Annotated in this window: 12 protein-coding genes; 7 read left to right on the forward strand and 5 right to left on the reverse strand. The window is 65.2% G+C overall.

Annotated features, from left to right (window positions below; translation table 11 throughout):
• Positions 1-9: 9 nt before the first annotated feature.
• Entirely contained in the window at positions 10-936 is a 927-nt protein-coding gene (locus CENDO_RS00475) for a Sir2 family NAD-dependent protein deacetylase (RefSeq protein ID WP_136140292.1), read from the forward strand.
• A gap of 9 nt (positions 937-945) precedes the next feature.
• Here the strand turns inward: CENDO_RS00475 and CENDO_RS00480 are convergent, their stop codons facing one another.
• Entirely contained in the window at positions 946-1,947 is a 1,002-nt protein-coding gene (locus tag CENDO_RS00480) for an esterase/lipase family protein (RefSeq protein ID WP_210726545.1), read from the reverse strand.
• A gap of 243 nt (positions 1,948-2,190) precedes the next feature.
• Here CENDO_RS00480 and amn point away from each other — a divergent pair, with 243 nt between their 5' ends.
• Complete coding sequence (amn, locus tag CENDO_RS00485; RefSeq protein WP_136140293.1) at positions 2,191-3,594, forward strand: AMP nucleosidase; 1,404 nt, start codon at positions 2,191-2,193, stop codon at positions 3,592-3,594.
• A gap of 24 nt (positions 3,595-3,618) precedes the next feature.
• Here amn and CENDO_RS00490 read toward each other — a convergent pair whose 3' ends face one another.
• Positions 3,619-5,556 carry an FAD/NAD(P)-binding protein gene (locus tag CENDO_RS00490; protein WP_136140294.1) on the reverse strand — a complete coding sequence of 646 codons (1,938 nt, stop codon included), beginning with the start codon at positions 5,554-5,556 and terminating at the stop codon, positions 3,619-3,621.
• A 72-nt stretch (positions 5,557-5,628) separates the two neighbouring features.
• Here CENDO_RS00490 and CENDO_RS00495 point away from each other — a divergent pair, with 72 nt between their 5' ends.
• From CENDO_RS00495 to CENDO_RS00505, 3 genes are all read left to right on the forward strand, one after another.
• Positions 5,629-7,203, forward strand: coding sequence for a SulP family inorganic anion transporter (locus tag CENDO_RS00495; protein ID WP_136140295.1), 1,575 nt, complete (start codon positions 5,629-5,631; stop codon positions 7,201-7,203).
• A 21-nt stretch (positions 7,204-7,224) separates the two neighbouring features.
• Positions 7,225-7,713 carry a ferritin gene (locus tag CENDO_RS00500; protein WP_136140296.1) on the forward strand — a complete coding sequence of 163 codons (489 nt, stop codon included), beginning with the start codon at positions 7,225-7,227 and terminating at the stop codon, positions 7,711-7,713.
• Between the two features lie 111 nt (positions 7,714-7,824).
• Positions 7,825-8,448, forward strand: coding sequence for an HAD family hydrolase (locus CENDO_RS00505; RefSeq protein ID WP_136140297.1), 624 nt, complete (start codon positions 7,825-7,827; stop codon positions 8,446-8,448).
• Here CENDO_RS00505 and CENDO_RS00510 read toward each other — a convergent pair.
• Positions 8,445-9,608, reverse strand: coding sequence for an ROK family transcriptional regulator (locus CENDO_RS00510; RefSeq protein ID WP_136140298.1), 1,164 nt, complete (start codon positions 9,606-9,608; stop codon positions 8,445-8,447). The genes CENDO_RS00505 and CENDO_RS00510 overlap by 4 nt on opposite strands.
• 130 nt (positions 9,609-9,738) lie before the next feature.
• Positions 9,739-10,488, reverse strand: a complete 750-nt coding sequence (locus tag CENDO_RS00515) for an NAD-dependent deacylase (RefSeq protein WP_136140299.1) — start codon at positions 10,486-10,488, stop codon at positions 9,739-9,741.
• 30 nt (positions 10,489-10,518) lie between these two features.
• Between CENDO_RS00515 and CENDO_RS00520 the strand changes: the two genes are divergently transcribed.
• On the forward strand, positions 10,519-11,085 hold the full coding sequence (locus CENDO_RS00520) for an LOG family protein (RefSeq protein ID WP_136140300.1): 567 nt from the start codon (positions 10,519-10,521) through the stop codon (positions 11,083-11,085).
• A 106-nt stretch (positions 11,086-11,191) separates the two neighbouring features.
• Positions 11,192-12,901: a DUF885 domain-containing protein gene (locus tag CENDO_RS00525; protein WP_136140301.1), complete on the forward strand. Its 1,710-nt coding sequence runs from the start codon at positions 11,192-11,194 to the stop codon at positions 12,899-12,901.
• Between the two features lie 127 nt (positions 12,902-13,028).
• On the opposite strand, the gene CENDO_RS00530 is transcribed toward CENDO_RS00525, so the two are convergent.
• Entirely contained in the window at positions 13,029-14,780 is a 1,752-nt protein-coding gene (locus CENDO_RS00530; RefSeq protein ID WP_136140302.1) for an HNH endonuclease signature motif containing protein, read from the reverse strand.
• Positions 14,781-14,887: the final 107 nt, after the last annotated feature.

Below are 14,887 nucleotides of genomic sequence, written 5' to 3' on the forward strand. Positions count from 1 at the left end.
CTTAAGCACATGAGCTTTTCGGATTCCGCCATCAATCACGCGCACGCCTCCGCGCTGCGTTCCATTGCGCGCGTGGTGGAGGAGACCACGGAGCCCACCCCGCCGGACCGGGCGCTTGCGGGCGTGCTGGCCATGCTGCGGGAGCGCCCCGCCCTGGTGCTCACCGGTGCGGGCGTGTCCACGGATTCGGGGGTGCCGGATTACCGCGGCCCGCAGGGATCGCTGAACAAGCACCGGCCGATGACGTATCAGGAGTTTCGCCATGACCGCCGGGCGCTGCACCGCTACTGGGCGCGCAGCTTCGTGGGGTGGCGCGTGATGAACGGGGCCAAGCCGAACCGCACGCATTACGCCCTGGTGGAGCTGGAGCGGGCGGGGTTTATCACGGGCGTGCTCACCCAGAACGTCGACGGGCTGCACGCGGAGGCCGGCCAGGGCACGGTGCTGCCGCTGCATGGGGACTTAGCCCAGGTGGTGTGCCTGAATTGCGGGCATGTGGAGGACCGCGCGCACTTTGACGCCCGCGCGTCCGAGGCCAACCCCGGCTACCTCGAATCCATCCACGTCGATAGCGTCAACCCGGACGGCGACGTGGCGCTGCCGGATGAGGTGGTGGCGCGCTTTAGGCTCATCGGGTGTGAGGATTGCGGATCGGAGCTACTAAAACCTGACGTGGTCTACTTCGGCGAACCGGTCCCGGCGCGGCGCAAGGACGCCGCCTACGCGATGCTGGATGCGGCGGATTCCCTGCTGGTTGCCGGCAGCTCCCTGGCCGTGATGAGCGGGTTCCGCTTCGTGCTGGACGCCAAGAAGGCCGGCAAACCCGTGGCGGTCATCAACGGCGGGCCGGGGCGGGGCGATGACCGGGTGGACATCCTTTGGCGCACGCAGGTGGGCCCGGCCTTTGATTCCATCCTGGACGGGCTGGGCCTCTAGCGCCGGGGGCTACAGCTGTTCCAGGATGGTGGTGATGATGGCTATCACGCGCTTGTCCATAGGCAGGTCCTGGTGGAGGACCACGGCCAGGCGGTCGAAGTCTTGGACGTAGATGTTGCGGACGGTGCCCTCGGGCGCGGAGGTGGCGTCCAGGAAGCAGGATTCCGGTGGTACCACCACCGTGTCCGCGCGCGTGGCGATGCAGGTGTAGCGCACCCCCGGTTCCAGGTCCCCGCCGGCCGCCATTTCCTCCAGCAGCGGGCTGCCCACAATCTGTTGGGCGCCGGCCGCGCCGAAGAACGCCTCGATGACGGACGCCATGACCTCTTCGCCGCGGCGCGTGGTCACCAGCGGGGAGATGATGCCGCCCTGGGTGGTGCCGTGGTTCGGCGAACCCACGCAGAACACGTGCCGGACTAGGTGCGCCGTGCCGTACGTGCGCATCCAGTACCGGGCCAGCAGGCCGCCCTGCGAGTGGCCCACGAGGATGACCTGCTCCGCGCCGGTGACCTGCAGGACCGCCTCGATGTAGGCGCCGATCTGGCGGGCGGAGTCCTCCAGGACGCCCGTGGCGCGGTTGCCAAAGTCCGGGGCGAATGCCGCCCAGCCGGCCTTGCGCAGGGCCTCGCCCAGCTGCTGCCAATTGCCCTTGCTCTCGCACGTGCCGTGGATCATGATGACCGGCCACGGGCGCTTCTCGGTGGGGCGGGCGGTCCAGTCATCCTCGAAGATGCCGCGCGGCTTGAGCCGGGCGCCCAAGGCCAGGGAGCCAATCGCCGCGCCGAGTTTGTTGGCGGCGTCCTCGCCGGTGCCGGCTTCGGTATCCGTACCGTCTTCAGTAAATTCCCCGCGCTTGGTCGCCCGCAGCTTGGCCGCGATTTCCGCCGCCACCTCTTCGCGTAGGGCGTTCGCGCTGGCTAAATCCTGCGCCGAGGAGGAGGTTCGCGGCCAGTATTTTTTGAGGCGGGTGGAGATGGTACTGCGGATATCGGGAAGCGAAGCGGGACTCATGGCCCCCAGGGTAGGCAATTTTTTTAAAGAGGGGGTTGACACTTATCCACAATGGGGTAAAGTAAGCCTTGCCTAACTTACAGGTGGCGGTTGTGCTCCACTTGCTCCTCGCACCATCACCTGAAGGCACTTGTCATGGGGAGAAGGACCCGCTGGTTGCGCTTGGCCAGCGGGTCCTTCCATATCCGGCGGGGTTACTGCGCTATCCGGCGGGGTACCGCGCGGCCCGCTAGGCTGGTGGCCATGAGCAAATTGCAGCACTGCAAGGACGTGGACCAAGCCATAGTTCGCCTAAAAGACCACTATGAGGCCTCCTGCGAGTTGGCCCGGGCCACGCTGGCCGCCGGGAACTTTGAGGATTACCGCCATGTCACCTACCCCAAGCTCATGGTGGACATCCGGGAATGGCGGCCAATTGACCGCTCCGAACCCTTTGGCTACGTGGATGAGGCCGGCCGCTACAGTGCCACCATCTCCAAGCCGCACATTATCGAGGCCTACCTGCGGGAAATGCTTGAACGCCTGACCGGCAACTACCCGTGCGATATTTATGTGGGCGCCTCCAAGGTGCAGATCCCGCCGGAGTACATCGCGGATGCCGGGGCCATCCCGGAGCGCCGCGGTGACATCCCACGGCCCACGCTGGATGACGTCAATGACGCCATCGTTGACGGTGATTGGCGCGCGTTCCACGGCAAGGAAAAGCCGCTCTTCCTCTTTGGGGCGCAGCGCTTTGATATCGCCTGCGCGCGCATCGAGCACTACACCGGAATCAAGGTGGATTCGCTGCAAAAGTACATCCTGTTTACCAACTATGACATGCACACCGGAGAGTTTGTCCGCTTCGGCCTGGGAGCCTTGGCCGATGAAGCCTCCCGTTACGAGGCGCTGCTGCTGCCCAACGGGGAATCCATCCACCCCAACGAGGCGGTGGATATAGATGCGGATTCTCTGGGGCTAAGCTCGCGCTTCCAGATGCCGCGCTTCGATCTGGTGACGCGGGAGGGGGATGGCATCACCATGATCAACATCGGCGTGGGACCCTCCAACGCGAAGACCATCACTGACTGCCTCGCCGTCCTGCGGCCCGAGGCGTGGATAATGATTGGTCACTGCGCCGGGCTCGATGGCCGCATGCGCATCGGGGACCTCATCCTGGGCAACGCCTACCAGCGTGAGGACCACATCCTCGATCACCGTCTGGGCGCCAATAGCCCAATCCCGGCCGTGCCGGAGGTCCAGCGCGCGCTGGAGAAGGCGGTGGAAAGCGTCTACGGCGAGGACAACGTGCTCATGCGCACCGGCACCGTGCTCTCCACGGATGACCGCAACTGGGAATGGCGCACCAACCGCGAACTCTGGGAGTGGCTGCGCGGTTCCACCGCCGTGGCCGTGGACATGGAGTCCTGCACGCTGGCGGCCAACGGCTACCGCTACCGAGTCCCGTACGGCACTCTGCTCAGCGTCTCTGACCTGCCGCTTCACGCCGTGCCCAAGCTCCCCGCCCAGGCGCAGGCCTTCTACTCCAACTCTAAGGAGGCGCACGTCATCTGCGCCGTTCGGGCAATGGAGGCGCTGGCCGCCAACCCGCAGCGGCTGCGCACCCGCAAGCTGCGCCGCACCATCGGCGAGGTGCCGTTCCGCTAGGCCGCGAGGGTAGCGGGTAACGGGCTAGAGGACGCCAACCGTCCGAAGCAGCGACTTGGCGGCCTTATCCGTCTCCTGCAGCATGAGCGGATCCGTGCCGGGCATCGGGGAGATGGTGGTATCCGGGAGCTGCGCATGGGTGGGAATACCCACGATGTGCAGCCTGACGTCCGGCTCGCCGCCCCCGCCCACCGCGCGGCGGGTTGCGGGATCGACCTCGGGCGAGGCGGAGGCACGGCCGTCCCGAAATGGGCGCACGCGCCCGGCCTGGATCAACGAATCGAACAGGCCCCCGGCCTCCGGGTTGGTGATGTCCGGCGCGTGCATCCAGGCGTCCACCAGCGCGCCCGAACTGGCCGAGCGCCCGCCCGAGGTCACGGTGAATTCCTCCCCGAGGCTGAGCGCCGGGCGCGGGCCCAGGAATGCGACGAGGCCGGAGTCGGTCAGCGCAAGCAACTGGCGGATGCGAAACAGCGGCGGGCCGGATCCGGCCATCTGGCCGGTGGCGACGAATTGGGCGTAGGCACCGTCGCGGGAGGCGCGGGTAAAGCGTCCCTCGGAGCCCAAGATGGAGGAGGGTTTGCGCGCCGCGGACACCGCCCACAGCCCGGCCTTGACGGGGCTGTCCCATGCGGATACCGCCTCGCGGATGTCCCGCGCCATGCCCTCGCCGATAAGCGCCGTGAGCTCCCCGACGGATCCCGCGAACCCCGCCAGCGGATCCATCCAATAGGCCAGGTCAAAGGGCTCCTCGCTAACCCCATCCAGCGCCGCGTTTAGCGCCCTGACCGCGCCGAATGCCTCTTCCGCCGAGGCCGCGCCCTCCAGGTCCGCCCCGTCAATGAGCGCCAGGACCTCGGGCAAGGGGAGGCGGAGGGTACCGGGTGCAACCCGCGCCTGGGTGCGGTAATACTCCGAGTAGGCGTCACGGACAATCGCCGGCCACACCTCCACGCCAAAATCAATTGCTCGCGAACCGGCCGGGGTGTCCCCAAGGGCCGCGCAGACTTTAGAGAGCCGCTCCAGGTTCGCCGCCGGCGGCAGCGATTTGTACTCACTCTTGGGCAGGTACGGGTAGCCGCGGCCGGAGGTGACCACCAGGTGTGGCTCGCGCCCGGACGGCTCATAGCGCAGCCCGGAGCGTGCGCCCGCGTCCTCAACGAACAATCCTCCGCGGTCAATAGTCAGCAGCGCCATCAGATCGAAAAAGCCCATCCCCAGGCCGCGCACCAGCACCGGGCCGCCTTCCGGCAGTACGTCGACGGGCTGGTCCAGCGGGTTATCCGGGCGGATCCACGTCATCCCGGAGTCCGCCAGCGCCTCCTCCTGCCGGGACGGTCCATTGGCCGTCCAGCCGGTGGCCAGCACGGTGGCATCGGCCAACACCTCGGTCCCGTCGGCAAACCGCAGCGCGTCCCGCGGCCCCCGCGCCTCGAGTGCTACCACCCGCGAGCGATGCTCCACCAACGTCACCCCATCCGGCAGCTGCGCCGCCGCGACCCGGTAGAACCAGTGGATATACGCGCCATAGAGCGCGCGGGACGGGTTGGACTCCGGCCGGGTGGCCGCGATTTCCTCGGCGAAGCCCCGCATGACCGAGTCCTCGGGCGAAAACTCGTCAAAGACGGCAGCCTTGGCTGGTGCGATGCCCTCGCGTTCGCCGCGCAGCAGCCGGATCCACTCATAGAGGATAGGCCCCTCAAACACGGGCGCCTCGACGGTGGCGCCCGGCTCCGTGAACAGCGTCACCGCGCCGGCCAGCGTGTTCATGCACAGCGTGCGGGGCTGGTCCGTGGCCCAGACTCGCCCCGCGCCGGGCTGCGCGTCATCGATGACGTGGATGGTCAGATCGGCACCGTCGGGCGAGCGCTTGAGGTACGCGGCGATGCGCTCAATGATGGACGCCCCGCGCGGGCCCGCGCCCACGATGGCGATTGCCCGTGCCGTTTCCGCGTTTCCCATTTTGTGTTTCTCCACTCCCGTCGCACACCAGCCCTCCCGTCGCACGCCGGGGCGTAAGGCCCCCTCAATCCCATGGACCCCACCCAACCTTGGCGCCCTACGCCGGGGCCTGCCGGATTAGCAATCGGGGGCGCGGGGTTTAAGCTGCTATCCGTGAACAAGTTTAATCAGACCGCTGAGGCGGAGCCACAGGCGCCAACCGGCGTGGCAGATAGCTTCCGCTTCGCTTTTTCCTCGCCGGCGCGGCTGCGCAAGGAGATCTTCGGTGGCCTGGCGGTGGCGCTGGCTCTGATTCCAGAGGTCCTGTCCTTTTCGATCCTGGCGGGCATGGACCCCAAGGTGGGCCTGTTTGCCTCGGTGATCATGTGCATTGCCATCGCGTTCACCGGTGGCCGCCCGGCGATGATCTCCGCGGCGGCGGGCGCGGTGGCGCTGGTCATCGCGCCGCTATCCCATGAATACGGCGCCGATTACGTGATTGCGGCGGTGCTGCTAGCCGGCATCCTGCAGCTCGTCCTGTCGGCCCTGGGCGTGGCCAGGCTGATGCGCTTTATTCCGCGCTCCGTGATGCTGGGGTTCGTCAACGGGCTGGGCATTATGATGTTCACCGCCCAGCTTCCGCACCTGACCAACGTGCCGTGGCAGGTCTACGCGCTAGTGTGCATCGGCCTGTCCATCATGATTGTCTGGCCGCGGATCACCACCGTCATCCCGGCGCCGCTCATCGCCATCGTGGTGGTTACCGCCATCGCGCTGGCCACAGGCTGGCGGGTGCCGGACGTGGGGGACCAGGGGGAGCTGCCCACGTCCCTGCCTGGGCTGTTCATCCCGGACGTGCCGTTTACGCTTGAGACCTTGACCATCCTGGCGCCCTACGTGGTGGGCGTGGCCCTCGTCGGCCTGATGGAATCCCTGCTCACGGCGAAGCTGGTGGATGATATTACGGAGGTGCACTCTGACAAGACGCGGGAATCCTATGGGCAGGGCATCGGCAACATCGCCTCCGCTCTGATTGGTGGCATGGGCGTGTGCGCCATGATCGGCCAGACCATGATCAACGTCAAGGATGCCCAGGCGCGCACCCGCCTATCCACGCTGTTGACCGGCGTATTCCTGCTGATCCTCATCATGGTCCTCGGGGAGACCGTGGGGGCCATCCCCATGGCCGCCCTGGTGGCCGTGATGATCGTGGTCTCCGCGAACACCATCAACTGGCGTTCGGTGCACCCGCGCACGCTGCGGGTGATGCCGGCATCAGAAACTATGGTCATGCTGGTCACGGTCGTTGGTACGGTGACCACGCACAACCTGGCGGTGGGAGTCATAGCGGGCGTGCTCGCCGCGATGGTGGCCTTTGCCCGCCGGGTTGCCCACGTGGTCTCCGTGGAGCTGCGCGGGGATACCTACCGGGTCAAGGGGCAGCTGTTCTTCGCCTCCTCTAATGATTTGGTCTACGCCTTTGACTACAACCTGCCGGGACCGGTCACCGTGGACCTGACGCAGGCCAACGTGTGGGACGCCTCCACGGTCGCCACCCTGGACGCCGTTCGCGCCAAGTATGAGGCGAAGGGTACATCCGTGGAATTCGTGGGCCTGGATGACCAGAGCCAGCAGCGCCTTGACCGGCTGTCCGGCACGCTGGATTAAGCGCGGGTATTGTGGGGCGCTATGGATAAGCGACTAGAAAAGGCACTTAACGATCAGGTCAATTCCGAGCACCAGGCCGCCCTGGTCTACACGCAGCTGGCTTATGAGATGGACAACCTCTCCATGACCGGCATGCGTGATTGGTTCGCGGCGCAGGCCGAAGAGGAGCGTGAGCACGCCGAGCGCTTCGCCAAGCACCTCATGGATCGCGGTTACCGCGTTGAGCTCACCACCATCGAGCTCCCGCCCGTCAAGGCCGCCACCGCGCTGGATGCCTTCGAGGCGGCGCTGGCCCATGAAAAGCACGTCTCTGAGCAGATCCGCCAGATTGCCCGCATCGCTGATGAAGTCAAGGACCTGGACTCCCGCGGCCTGATCAACGACTTCCTGGACGAGCAGGTTGAGGAGGAGGCCACCGTCTCAGAGATCATCGACCGCCTCAAGCTCGTGGGCAACGATGGCTCAGGTTTGCTGCGCATCGACGCAGGCCTGGGGCAGCGTCAGCCTTAGCCGCATTATTCCGACGCCCCCTTTGGGCCCCGCCCCACGCCTCCGTGGCTTGTGGCCATGCCGCCGCACCCCCGGGAACCCGCAGGGGGAGTAATGGCTAAAATCGGGGGCATGCCAAATGTTGTGTTCTCGCTCTACGGCGTGCTCCTCGAAGGGCCTGGCCCCGAGGACCGCCAGCGCATCGAGGCCGCCGCGGGAGTGGAGGACCCTGAGGCGTTCTGGCGGGTGTATTCGCAGCTTCGCCCCGAGTATGAGGCGGGTCTGATCTCAGACAAGCAGTGGTGGCAGAAGGTGGCCAACCGCGCGGGGCTCGTGGAATTTTCCATTGCAGAGGCGGTGGCCGCGGACTTCGGTGCGCGCCTTGACGCCAATGAGGACATGGTGGCCTACGCCGAACAGCTCATCGATGAGGGGCACCAGGTCGGCGTGCTGGCGAACCTGCCGGTGGGGCTCGCGCGACTGGTCCGCGCGAAGCACACGTGGCTAGGTGATCTCGCCGCGGTTGCCATGAGCTGCGACATCGGCGTGGCTAAGCCGGATCCGCGCGCCTATGCCGTGGCCGTGGACGCGCTGGGGGCGACGGTGAAGGACACCTTGTACTTTGACGCCAATCCCTCATGGGTGGCCGGCGCCCGCGAGGTGGGCCTGCGCTCATACCTTATCTCCGGCGTCCCCTCCGTCAAGCAGGTCCTCGCCACCGAGCCCCGCAAGGCGCCGAGGAATAAGCGGGGCTAGGCCCGCTCCAGGGTCTTTCCAAGGGCCAGCGGCGTGCGCAGCAGCTGGTCCAGCGCCACTGCGCGGGCCACGGCGCGGACAATCTCGCGGTGGGTGGGGATCATCCGCAGCTCAACGTCCTCGGTGGGCGTGGAGCAGGCCGCGCGGGCGGAGGCGGCGAACTTCTTGGGCGCGGAGGAATCCGAATAGAAGGCGGAACCCGCCACCACTACGGTCGCCGGGCGGTATTCATCGATAAGCTCCGCGGCCACCTCGCCCAGCAGCCTGGCCCGCTCATCCAGGATGGCCCGCGCCGTGGCGCCGGCACCACTGCCGGTATCTTCGCCCGCCGCCACCGCCGCGGCCAACGATTCCTGGCCCGCCCCCGCGTCCTTCAGCGATTTTAGGACGCCGGCGGTGGTCAGGGCTCTCTCCGCCGCCGCACCGTCGAGGTTGAGCAGATCGGAGCTGACGGTGGGCAACGGGACAATCTGGCGGACGCCGGAGGAATTGGACAGGGCGGCGCCGATGGAGTCGTCGGCGAAAAGCACCAGCACCGGCGCCGTTTCGGAGAGATCCGCCGCCTGAGTTTCCGAGCCCAAGATTGCGGGAATCGCCGAGCTCACGATGACCGGCACGCCGAAGTGGTTACGCAATAGCGATGGCACGTCCAGGCCATCCCAGCCCAGGTTCGGGGCGTAGACGCGGCCGTCCTCGTCCACCCGCCCTGAGGTGGACACGCCCATGGACACCAGCGTGTAGTCCAGCCCCGTGCTCAGGCGGTGGACGCCGGCGATGATGTGCTCGATGAAGTCCTCGTGGGTCAGCTCCGCCACGTGGGTTTCGATGTCAAGATCGCGCAACGGGCGCCCCTTTGTGTCAAAGAGCGCAATGTGCGTGGATTTGGTGCCCACCGCAATGCCGGCCAGCATCCAGTTATTGGTTGCCAGCTCCAGCGGCACGGTGGGGCGGCCCCGGCCATGGGAGCGGGTGAGGTCCATGCGCTGCTGGATGAGGCCGGCGTCCAAAAGCGAGCCGACGGCCCGGGTGATCGTGGGCTGCGACAAACCGGTTAGTTCAACTAATTCGCTGCGCGTGATGATGGGGTTAAGGCGCACCAGGTGGAGACATTTTGCCGCTGGTGTTTGTAGCCGTGAGAATGCCGGTTCTGCCTTATTCATGCGTGAATAATAAACAGATTTAGACCGCTTTGTCTAACGTTGCGGGGGTAGATTTAGACCGCATGGTCTACCCCCAAAATGTCCAAACTACCTGTATAACTATAGAATTCGCCGCCCTTATAGCACCTGCTTAGCAGGCATCCGCCAACCCCGGAAGAACCGTCGCCGCGGTGCCCTCGATGAAGTGGGACGCTATTGGCGTGAGTTCGGTGGGCGCCGGCGAGATCTCAACGATCGGCGTGCCCAACTCGTGGGCCAGCCGCGGCAGGCCCGCCGCCGGGTACACCACGCCGGAGGTCCCCACGATCACCACCAGGTCCGCCTCCGTCATGCGCCGCTCCGCCTCATCCCACTCGCGATGGGGCAGCGGCTCGCCGAACCACACCACGCCCGGGCGCACCAGGTTCCCGCACAGCGGGCAGGCCGGCGGCGTGGCCCGGGGCACCGCCTCCTCCAGCCTTTCCACGGGGCCACGCCAGGGGCGGGCGCACATGCAGCAACGGTAGGAATACAGCGAGCCATGCAGGTGCACCACGTTCGTCATCCCGCCGCGCTCGTGCAGATCATCGATGTTTTGCGTGGTCACCGTCAGTCGCCCGCCGCGCGCTTTTAGCGCCTGCGCCCACCGCGCGATGGCGCGATGGCCCGCATTGGGCTCCGCCCGCCGCGCCACCTCCGCCCGCCAGAGGTACCACGCCCACATGGGCTCCGGGTCCCGCGCCCAGGCGTCGATGCTGGCCATGGCCGTGGGGTCCACGCGTGACCAGATGCCCGTCTGCGGGTCCCGGAAGGTATCCAGCCCGGACTCCGCTGACATGCCGGCCCCCGTGAACACCTCCACACGCTGGGCGCTACGAACAAGCTGCGCTACGTCTTTCATGGCGCCCAGCCTAGCTTTATGCTGGAATGCATGAAGTCTGTTGCTGTGTATTGTGGTTCCGCTTTCGGCCTGTCCCCTAAATACAAGGAGGCCGCCCAAACCCTGGGCGCGGAGCTCGCCGCCCGGGGTATCACGCTGGTGTATGGCGGCGGCAACGTCGGGCTGATGGGCACCGTCGCTGACGCCGCGCTGGAGGCCGGAGGGGAGGTCACCGGCGTCATCCCCCGGCAGCTGGTGGACCGCGAGATGGCGCACCCCCGCCTGACCAGGCTCGAGGTGGTAGACACCATGGCGCAGCGCAAAACCCGCATGGAGCAGCTGTCCGAGGCCTTCATCTGCCTCCCCGGCGGGATTGGAACCCTCGAGGAAATCACCGAGGTCCTATGCATGCAGCAGCTAGGCCACATAGATAGCCCCGTGGGCCTTATAGATATCGATGGCTTCTGGAGCCCCTTTAAGGACCTATTGGCCCAGTTCGCCGCCACGGGATTCATCAAGCAGCGCTACGTGGATGCCATAGTCCTGGATGAGGACCCCGCCGCGGTTTTGGATAAATTCGCCGGCTGGAGCCCGCTGGGGCCAAAATGGGCTGAGTAAATCCTCCGTGAATCCTCCCAGAAAACCGGGGTTTTGCTGAAATTTGGTGAAGATCACCTGTGATTCAAGTTTCCAGCATCAGATCTAAGCGATAGACTACGCCGTTATGACTTCAGAGTATTCTGTAGAGAACCCAGCCAAGGGCACGGGATCCAACGCGGGAGAAAACTCAGCGCCGCGCGAGCCTTCCCTGCTGGACGCATCCTGTGACAACTTCCTGGCAGACCTAGCGGAGCTATCCCCAACCGCGGCCACCGAGTGGGGCATCGAGGGCTTCGATGGCGAGCTGCAGGATTACTCCCCCGAGTACTGGGGCGCGGTGGCTGATCGTACCCGCGAGATGATTGCGGATCTGGACGCCTTGGATGATTCCACCGATGAATCCGATGATGAGGACGACTTTGACCACGTAGATTACGTCACCGCCGCCGTGCTGCGCGATCGCCTGGTCTTGGACCTGGATCTGCACCACCACGGCGAGGATCTGCGCCAGCTCAACAACCTTGCCTCACCGGTCCAGGACATTCGTGACACCCTGGCACAGATGCCGCAGGAGACGCCCGAGCAGCTCGACGCCATCCGCTCCCGCCTGGACAAGGTCCCGCACGCGCTGGAGGGCTACAAGAAGTCCCTACTGGAGGCCGCCTCCCATGGCCACGTGGCGGCGACCCGCCAGATTAATGAGGTCATTGGCCAGTGCAACGCCCTCGCGGACGCCACCTCCGTGCTCGATGGACTCGGCCAGCCCGAGGACTCCACCGAGGTGGAAAACGCCAAGCAAGCCTTCGAGGAGTTCTCCGGATGGCTGTCCGCGGAACTGCAGCCGAACGCCCCCACCGAGGATGCCTTCGGTCGCGAGCGCTACGAACGCTTCTCCAAGCTTTTCGTCGGTGACACCGTGGACCTCGACGAGGCCTACGAGTGGGGCCTTCATCGCCTCGAGGAAATCCGAGCCGAGCAGCAAGCCATCGCCACCGAGCTCTACGGCGAGGACTGCAGCATCCGCCAGGCCATGCGCAAGCTGAATGCCGATGAGCGCTACACCCTCGAGGGCACCGATGCGCTGGTGGAATGGATGCAGGAGACCGCCGATCGAGTCGTCCGCGATTTGGACGGCGAGTACTTCGATATCCCGGAGCAGATCAAGACCATCGAGTGCAAGATCGATCCCGCCGGAACCGGTGGTATCTTCTACACCCCTCCCACCGAGGATTTCTCCCGCCCCGGCCGCATGTGGTGGTCCGTACCGGCAGGCCAGACTACCTTCCACACCTGGCAGGAGCTGACCACCGTCCACCATGAGGGCGTACCCGGTCACCACCTTCAGCTTGGCCAGCAGGTTGCGCAGGGGGATCTCAACATGTGGCGCCGCTTGGCCTGCTGGAACTCCGGCCACGGCGAGGGCTGGGCCCTCTACGCCGAGCAGCTCATGGCGGAGCTGGGCTACATGGATGACCCTGGTTACCGCATGGGCCTCCTCGACGCGCAGCGCCTCCGCGCCGCCCGGGTAGTGGTGGACATCGGACTCCACCTATCCAAGAAGATGCCTGATGGCTCCTGCGTTTGGGACAAGCCACACATGAAGTCCTTCCTGCGTGAGAACACCGCGATGGATGACAAGAACCTCGCCTTCGAGGTCAACCGCTACCTGGGTTGGGCCGGCCAGGCCCCGTCCTATGCTCTTGGTCAGCGCCTCTGGCAGCAGACCCGCGATGAGGCGGTAGCGCAGGGAATGACCCCCCGCGAATTCCACGCGAAGGCCCTCTCCCTCGGCTCCATCCCGATGTCCATCCTCCGCGAGACAATCCTGGACTAATCCAACCAGTAGGCAGCATGCTGCACGGCCCGCTGCTGCCTGCCCACCGCGGACGCGCCTATAGCCCAGTCTCCCCCTACTTTTCGCGTGGGGGACTGGGCTTCGTGCTGTTCCGGGGAGAGCCTAACTAGGCCGCTCCATCTTCAGGCTCGTAAGCGTGGTACTCATCAACGTGGTAGTAGTCATCTTCCTCAAACAGCCACGCCGGGGGATTGTCATGTTCCTCAAAGTCGTTCGCGTGCTGTACTGATACCTGCCCGCCCTCGGGCTGCCGTTTGTCTGTTGGGGGATTTCCTCCGCCACCGCCATCATCGGGCGGAGTCCACGGCTTGCCGGTCAAGTGTTCGGCGGTGCCGTTAACTTCGTTCCTTAGCAACCGGGTGGCTCCCATCTGGGCTCCGACGGTCTCATTGACCTCGAATGTTCCGTCCGCGTGGTACTTGCCAACCAGGCCGGTCTCGGGGTCCCGGTCGATGTAGCCCATGTTGTTGCGGCCGTCCCGGTAATCATTGATATTGACGTGGTCCCAGCGGCAGACGGGCGACATATTGTTTGCGTCCGTCGGCCCGCCCATCGAGTACGCCACCATATGGTGCATGTCGCACTCCCTCGCGGGCTTGTCACACCCGGGTTCCGTGCACACCATGTATGCGGCGGCCAGGGCGATGCGTTGGAAGAAGCTCGCCGTGCGCTGTCCCTGCCCAAGCGCTAGGGGCTTGAACTGCTTGTTATCGGTAATCATCAGGAAGTCGCTGGCTGCAGCGCCCAGGCGCAGCAGGTCGTTGGGGCTTAGCATGGTGCCCACGGTGGTGGGCAACAGCGTATCGGGGCTCAGCTCCTTGAGCTGGTTTACCGTCGCAGAGATGACGATGGTGCCTAGGCCGCCGCTTGGGTGTTTGGAGGCCTTCTCCTCGGACCAGTTGGCCACAATCGCAGCGAGCTGATCATGGCGGCGTTGATTTACCGTGCGGGTGTCTTCCTCGGGCGGAAGATCCGGCCCACCCGGCTGTAATGCGGGGGCCAGGGCATTTTTCACCAGCGTCGCGGTAACCGCATCCAGGTATCCGCCAATGCGGCAACCCCCGTCCTGATCCGGACGGGATATCCATAACTCGCGCTTGCGCGTGGAGGCGTAGGGGTCCTTCTTATTGCGCGGGGTCACCGCGTTGGCATTAGCCTTGCCAACGAGCCTGCGGAGCCAAGCGCGGGTATCGTCCAGGCTGTGGGTCTCGGCGTAATCGAGGGCCTGGAGCCTAAGTTCATTGGGGCCGGGCTGGCTGTATTTCACGAGTGCGCGCAGCTCTTGCTCGATCATCTGCACCTTCTCGCGGTTCGCGGCCCGTGCGGCTTCCTCGAGCAGCTTCTTGCGCAGTTCTTCCTTCTTCTTGGCTTCGCGCTCTTTGCGGCGCCTGGCCTCCTCTTCGGCTTTGTGCCGCTCTTCCTCGCGGCGGCGTTCCTCTTCTTCCTCGCGCCGGCGGCGCGCCTCTTCAGATTCCGCAGCGGAGAAATCAGCTTCGGTTTGCTCCGGCTCCGGTTCCGGACCCAAGTCCAGTTCCGTTTCTTCCTCCTCGGCGAAGAGCATGTTGCCGGCCTTGATGCGGGCAAATGCCTCTTGCCGGGTGATGTGGAGGCGGGCGGTTAGGTAATCAACGGCTTTGGTTGAGCCCACGCGGCGACCAGCGTCATCACGTTCCGCGATGAACGCGAATGCGGCATCCGTGATGGTCTTATAGTTCACGGCAAACTCAAGGCGTTCGAGCGAGTCGCAGATTGAGCCGAAATAAATATCGTCAACATTCGCCATCAGATCCTTGAGCTCCGAGAGCGCGGAGACGGCGCGCTCAACCGTTGCATTTATCTGTTGACTCTTGGTACGCACCGTGACCCCCCTCCCGGACCCCTTATCGATTAGATGTTCTAATTATCTCACCACTATTTTCCCTCGTCAATAGCAATTTTTAAATTCGAACACTTGGGGGTAAAATC

Origin of the sequence: Corynebacterium endometrii, from assembly GCF_004795735.1 — a bacterium.
GTDB lineage: Bacteria > Actinomycetota > Actinomycetes > Mycobacteriales > Mycobacteriaceae > Corynebacterium > Corynebacterium endometrii.

Excerpts from the sequence above, each read along its gene's own strand:
- CENDO_RS00505 (WP_136140297.1), top strand. The coding sequence starts at position 7,825 with ATGCCAAATGTTGTGTTCTCGCTCTACGGCGTGCTCCTCGAAGGGCCT.
- CENDO_RS00475 (WP_136140292.1), top strand. The coding sequence starts at position 10 with ATGAGCTTTTCGGATTCCGCCATCAATCACGCGCACGCCTCCGCGCTG.
- CENDO_RS00490 (WP_136140294.1), bottom strand. The coding sequence starts at position 5,556 with ATGGGAAACGCGGAAACGGCACGGGCAATCGCCATCGTGGGCGCGGGC.
- CENDO_RS00515 (WP_136140299.1), bottom strand. The coding sequence starts at position 10,488 with ATGAAAGACGTAGCGCAGCTTGTTCGTAGCGCCCAGCGTGTGGAGGTG.
- CENDO_RS00520 (WP_136140300.1), top strand. The coding sequence starts at position 10,519 with ATGAAGTCTGTTGCTGTGTATTGTGGTTCCGCTTTCGGCCTGTCCCCT.
- CENDO_RS00525 (WP_136140301.1), top strand. The coding sequence starts at position 11,192 with ATGACTTCAGAGTATTCTGTAGAGAACCCAGCCAAGGGCACGGGATCC.
- CENDO_RS00510 (WP_136140298.1), bottom strand. The coding sequence starts at position 9,608 with ATGAATAAGGCAGAACCGGCATTCTCACGGCTACAAACACCAGCGGCA.
- CENDO_RS00480 (WP_210726545.1), bottom strand. The coding sequence starts at position 1,947 with ATGAGTCCCGCTTCGCTTCCCGATATCCGCAGTACCATCTCCACCCGC.
- CENDO_RS00495 (WP_136140295.1), top strand. The coding sequence starts at position 5,629 with ATGGACCCCACCCAACCTTGGCGCCCTACGCCGGGGCCTGCCGGATTA.
- CENDO_RS00500 (WP_136140296.1), top strand. The coding sequence starts at position 7,225 with ATGGATAAGCGACTAGAAAAGGCACTTAACGATCAGGTCAATTCCGAG.
- amn (WP_136140293.1), top strand. The coding sequence starts at position 2,191 with ATGAGCAAATTGCAGCACTGCAAGGACGTGGACCAAGCCATAGTTCGC.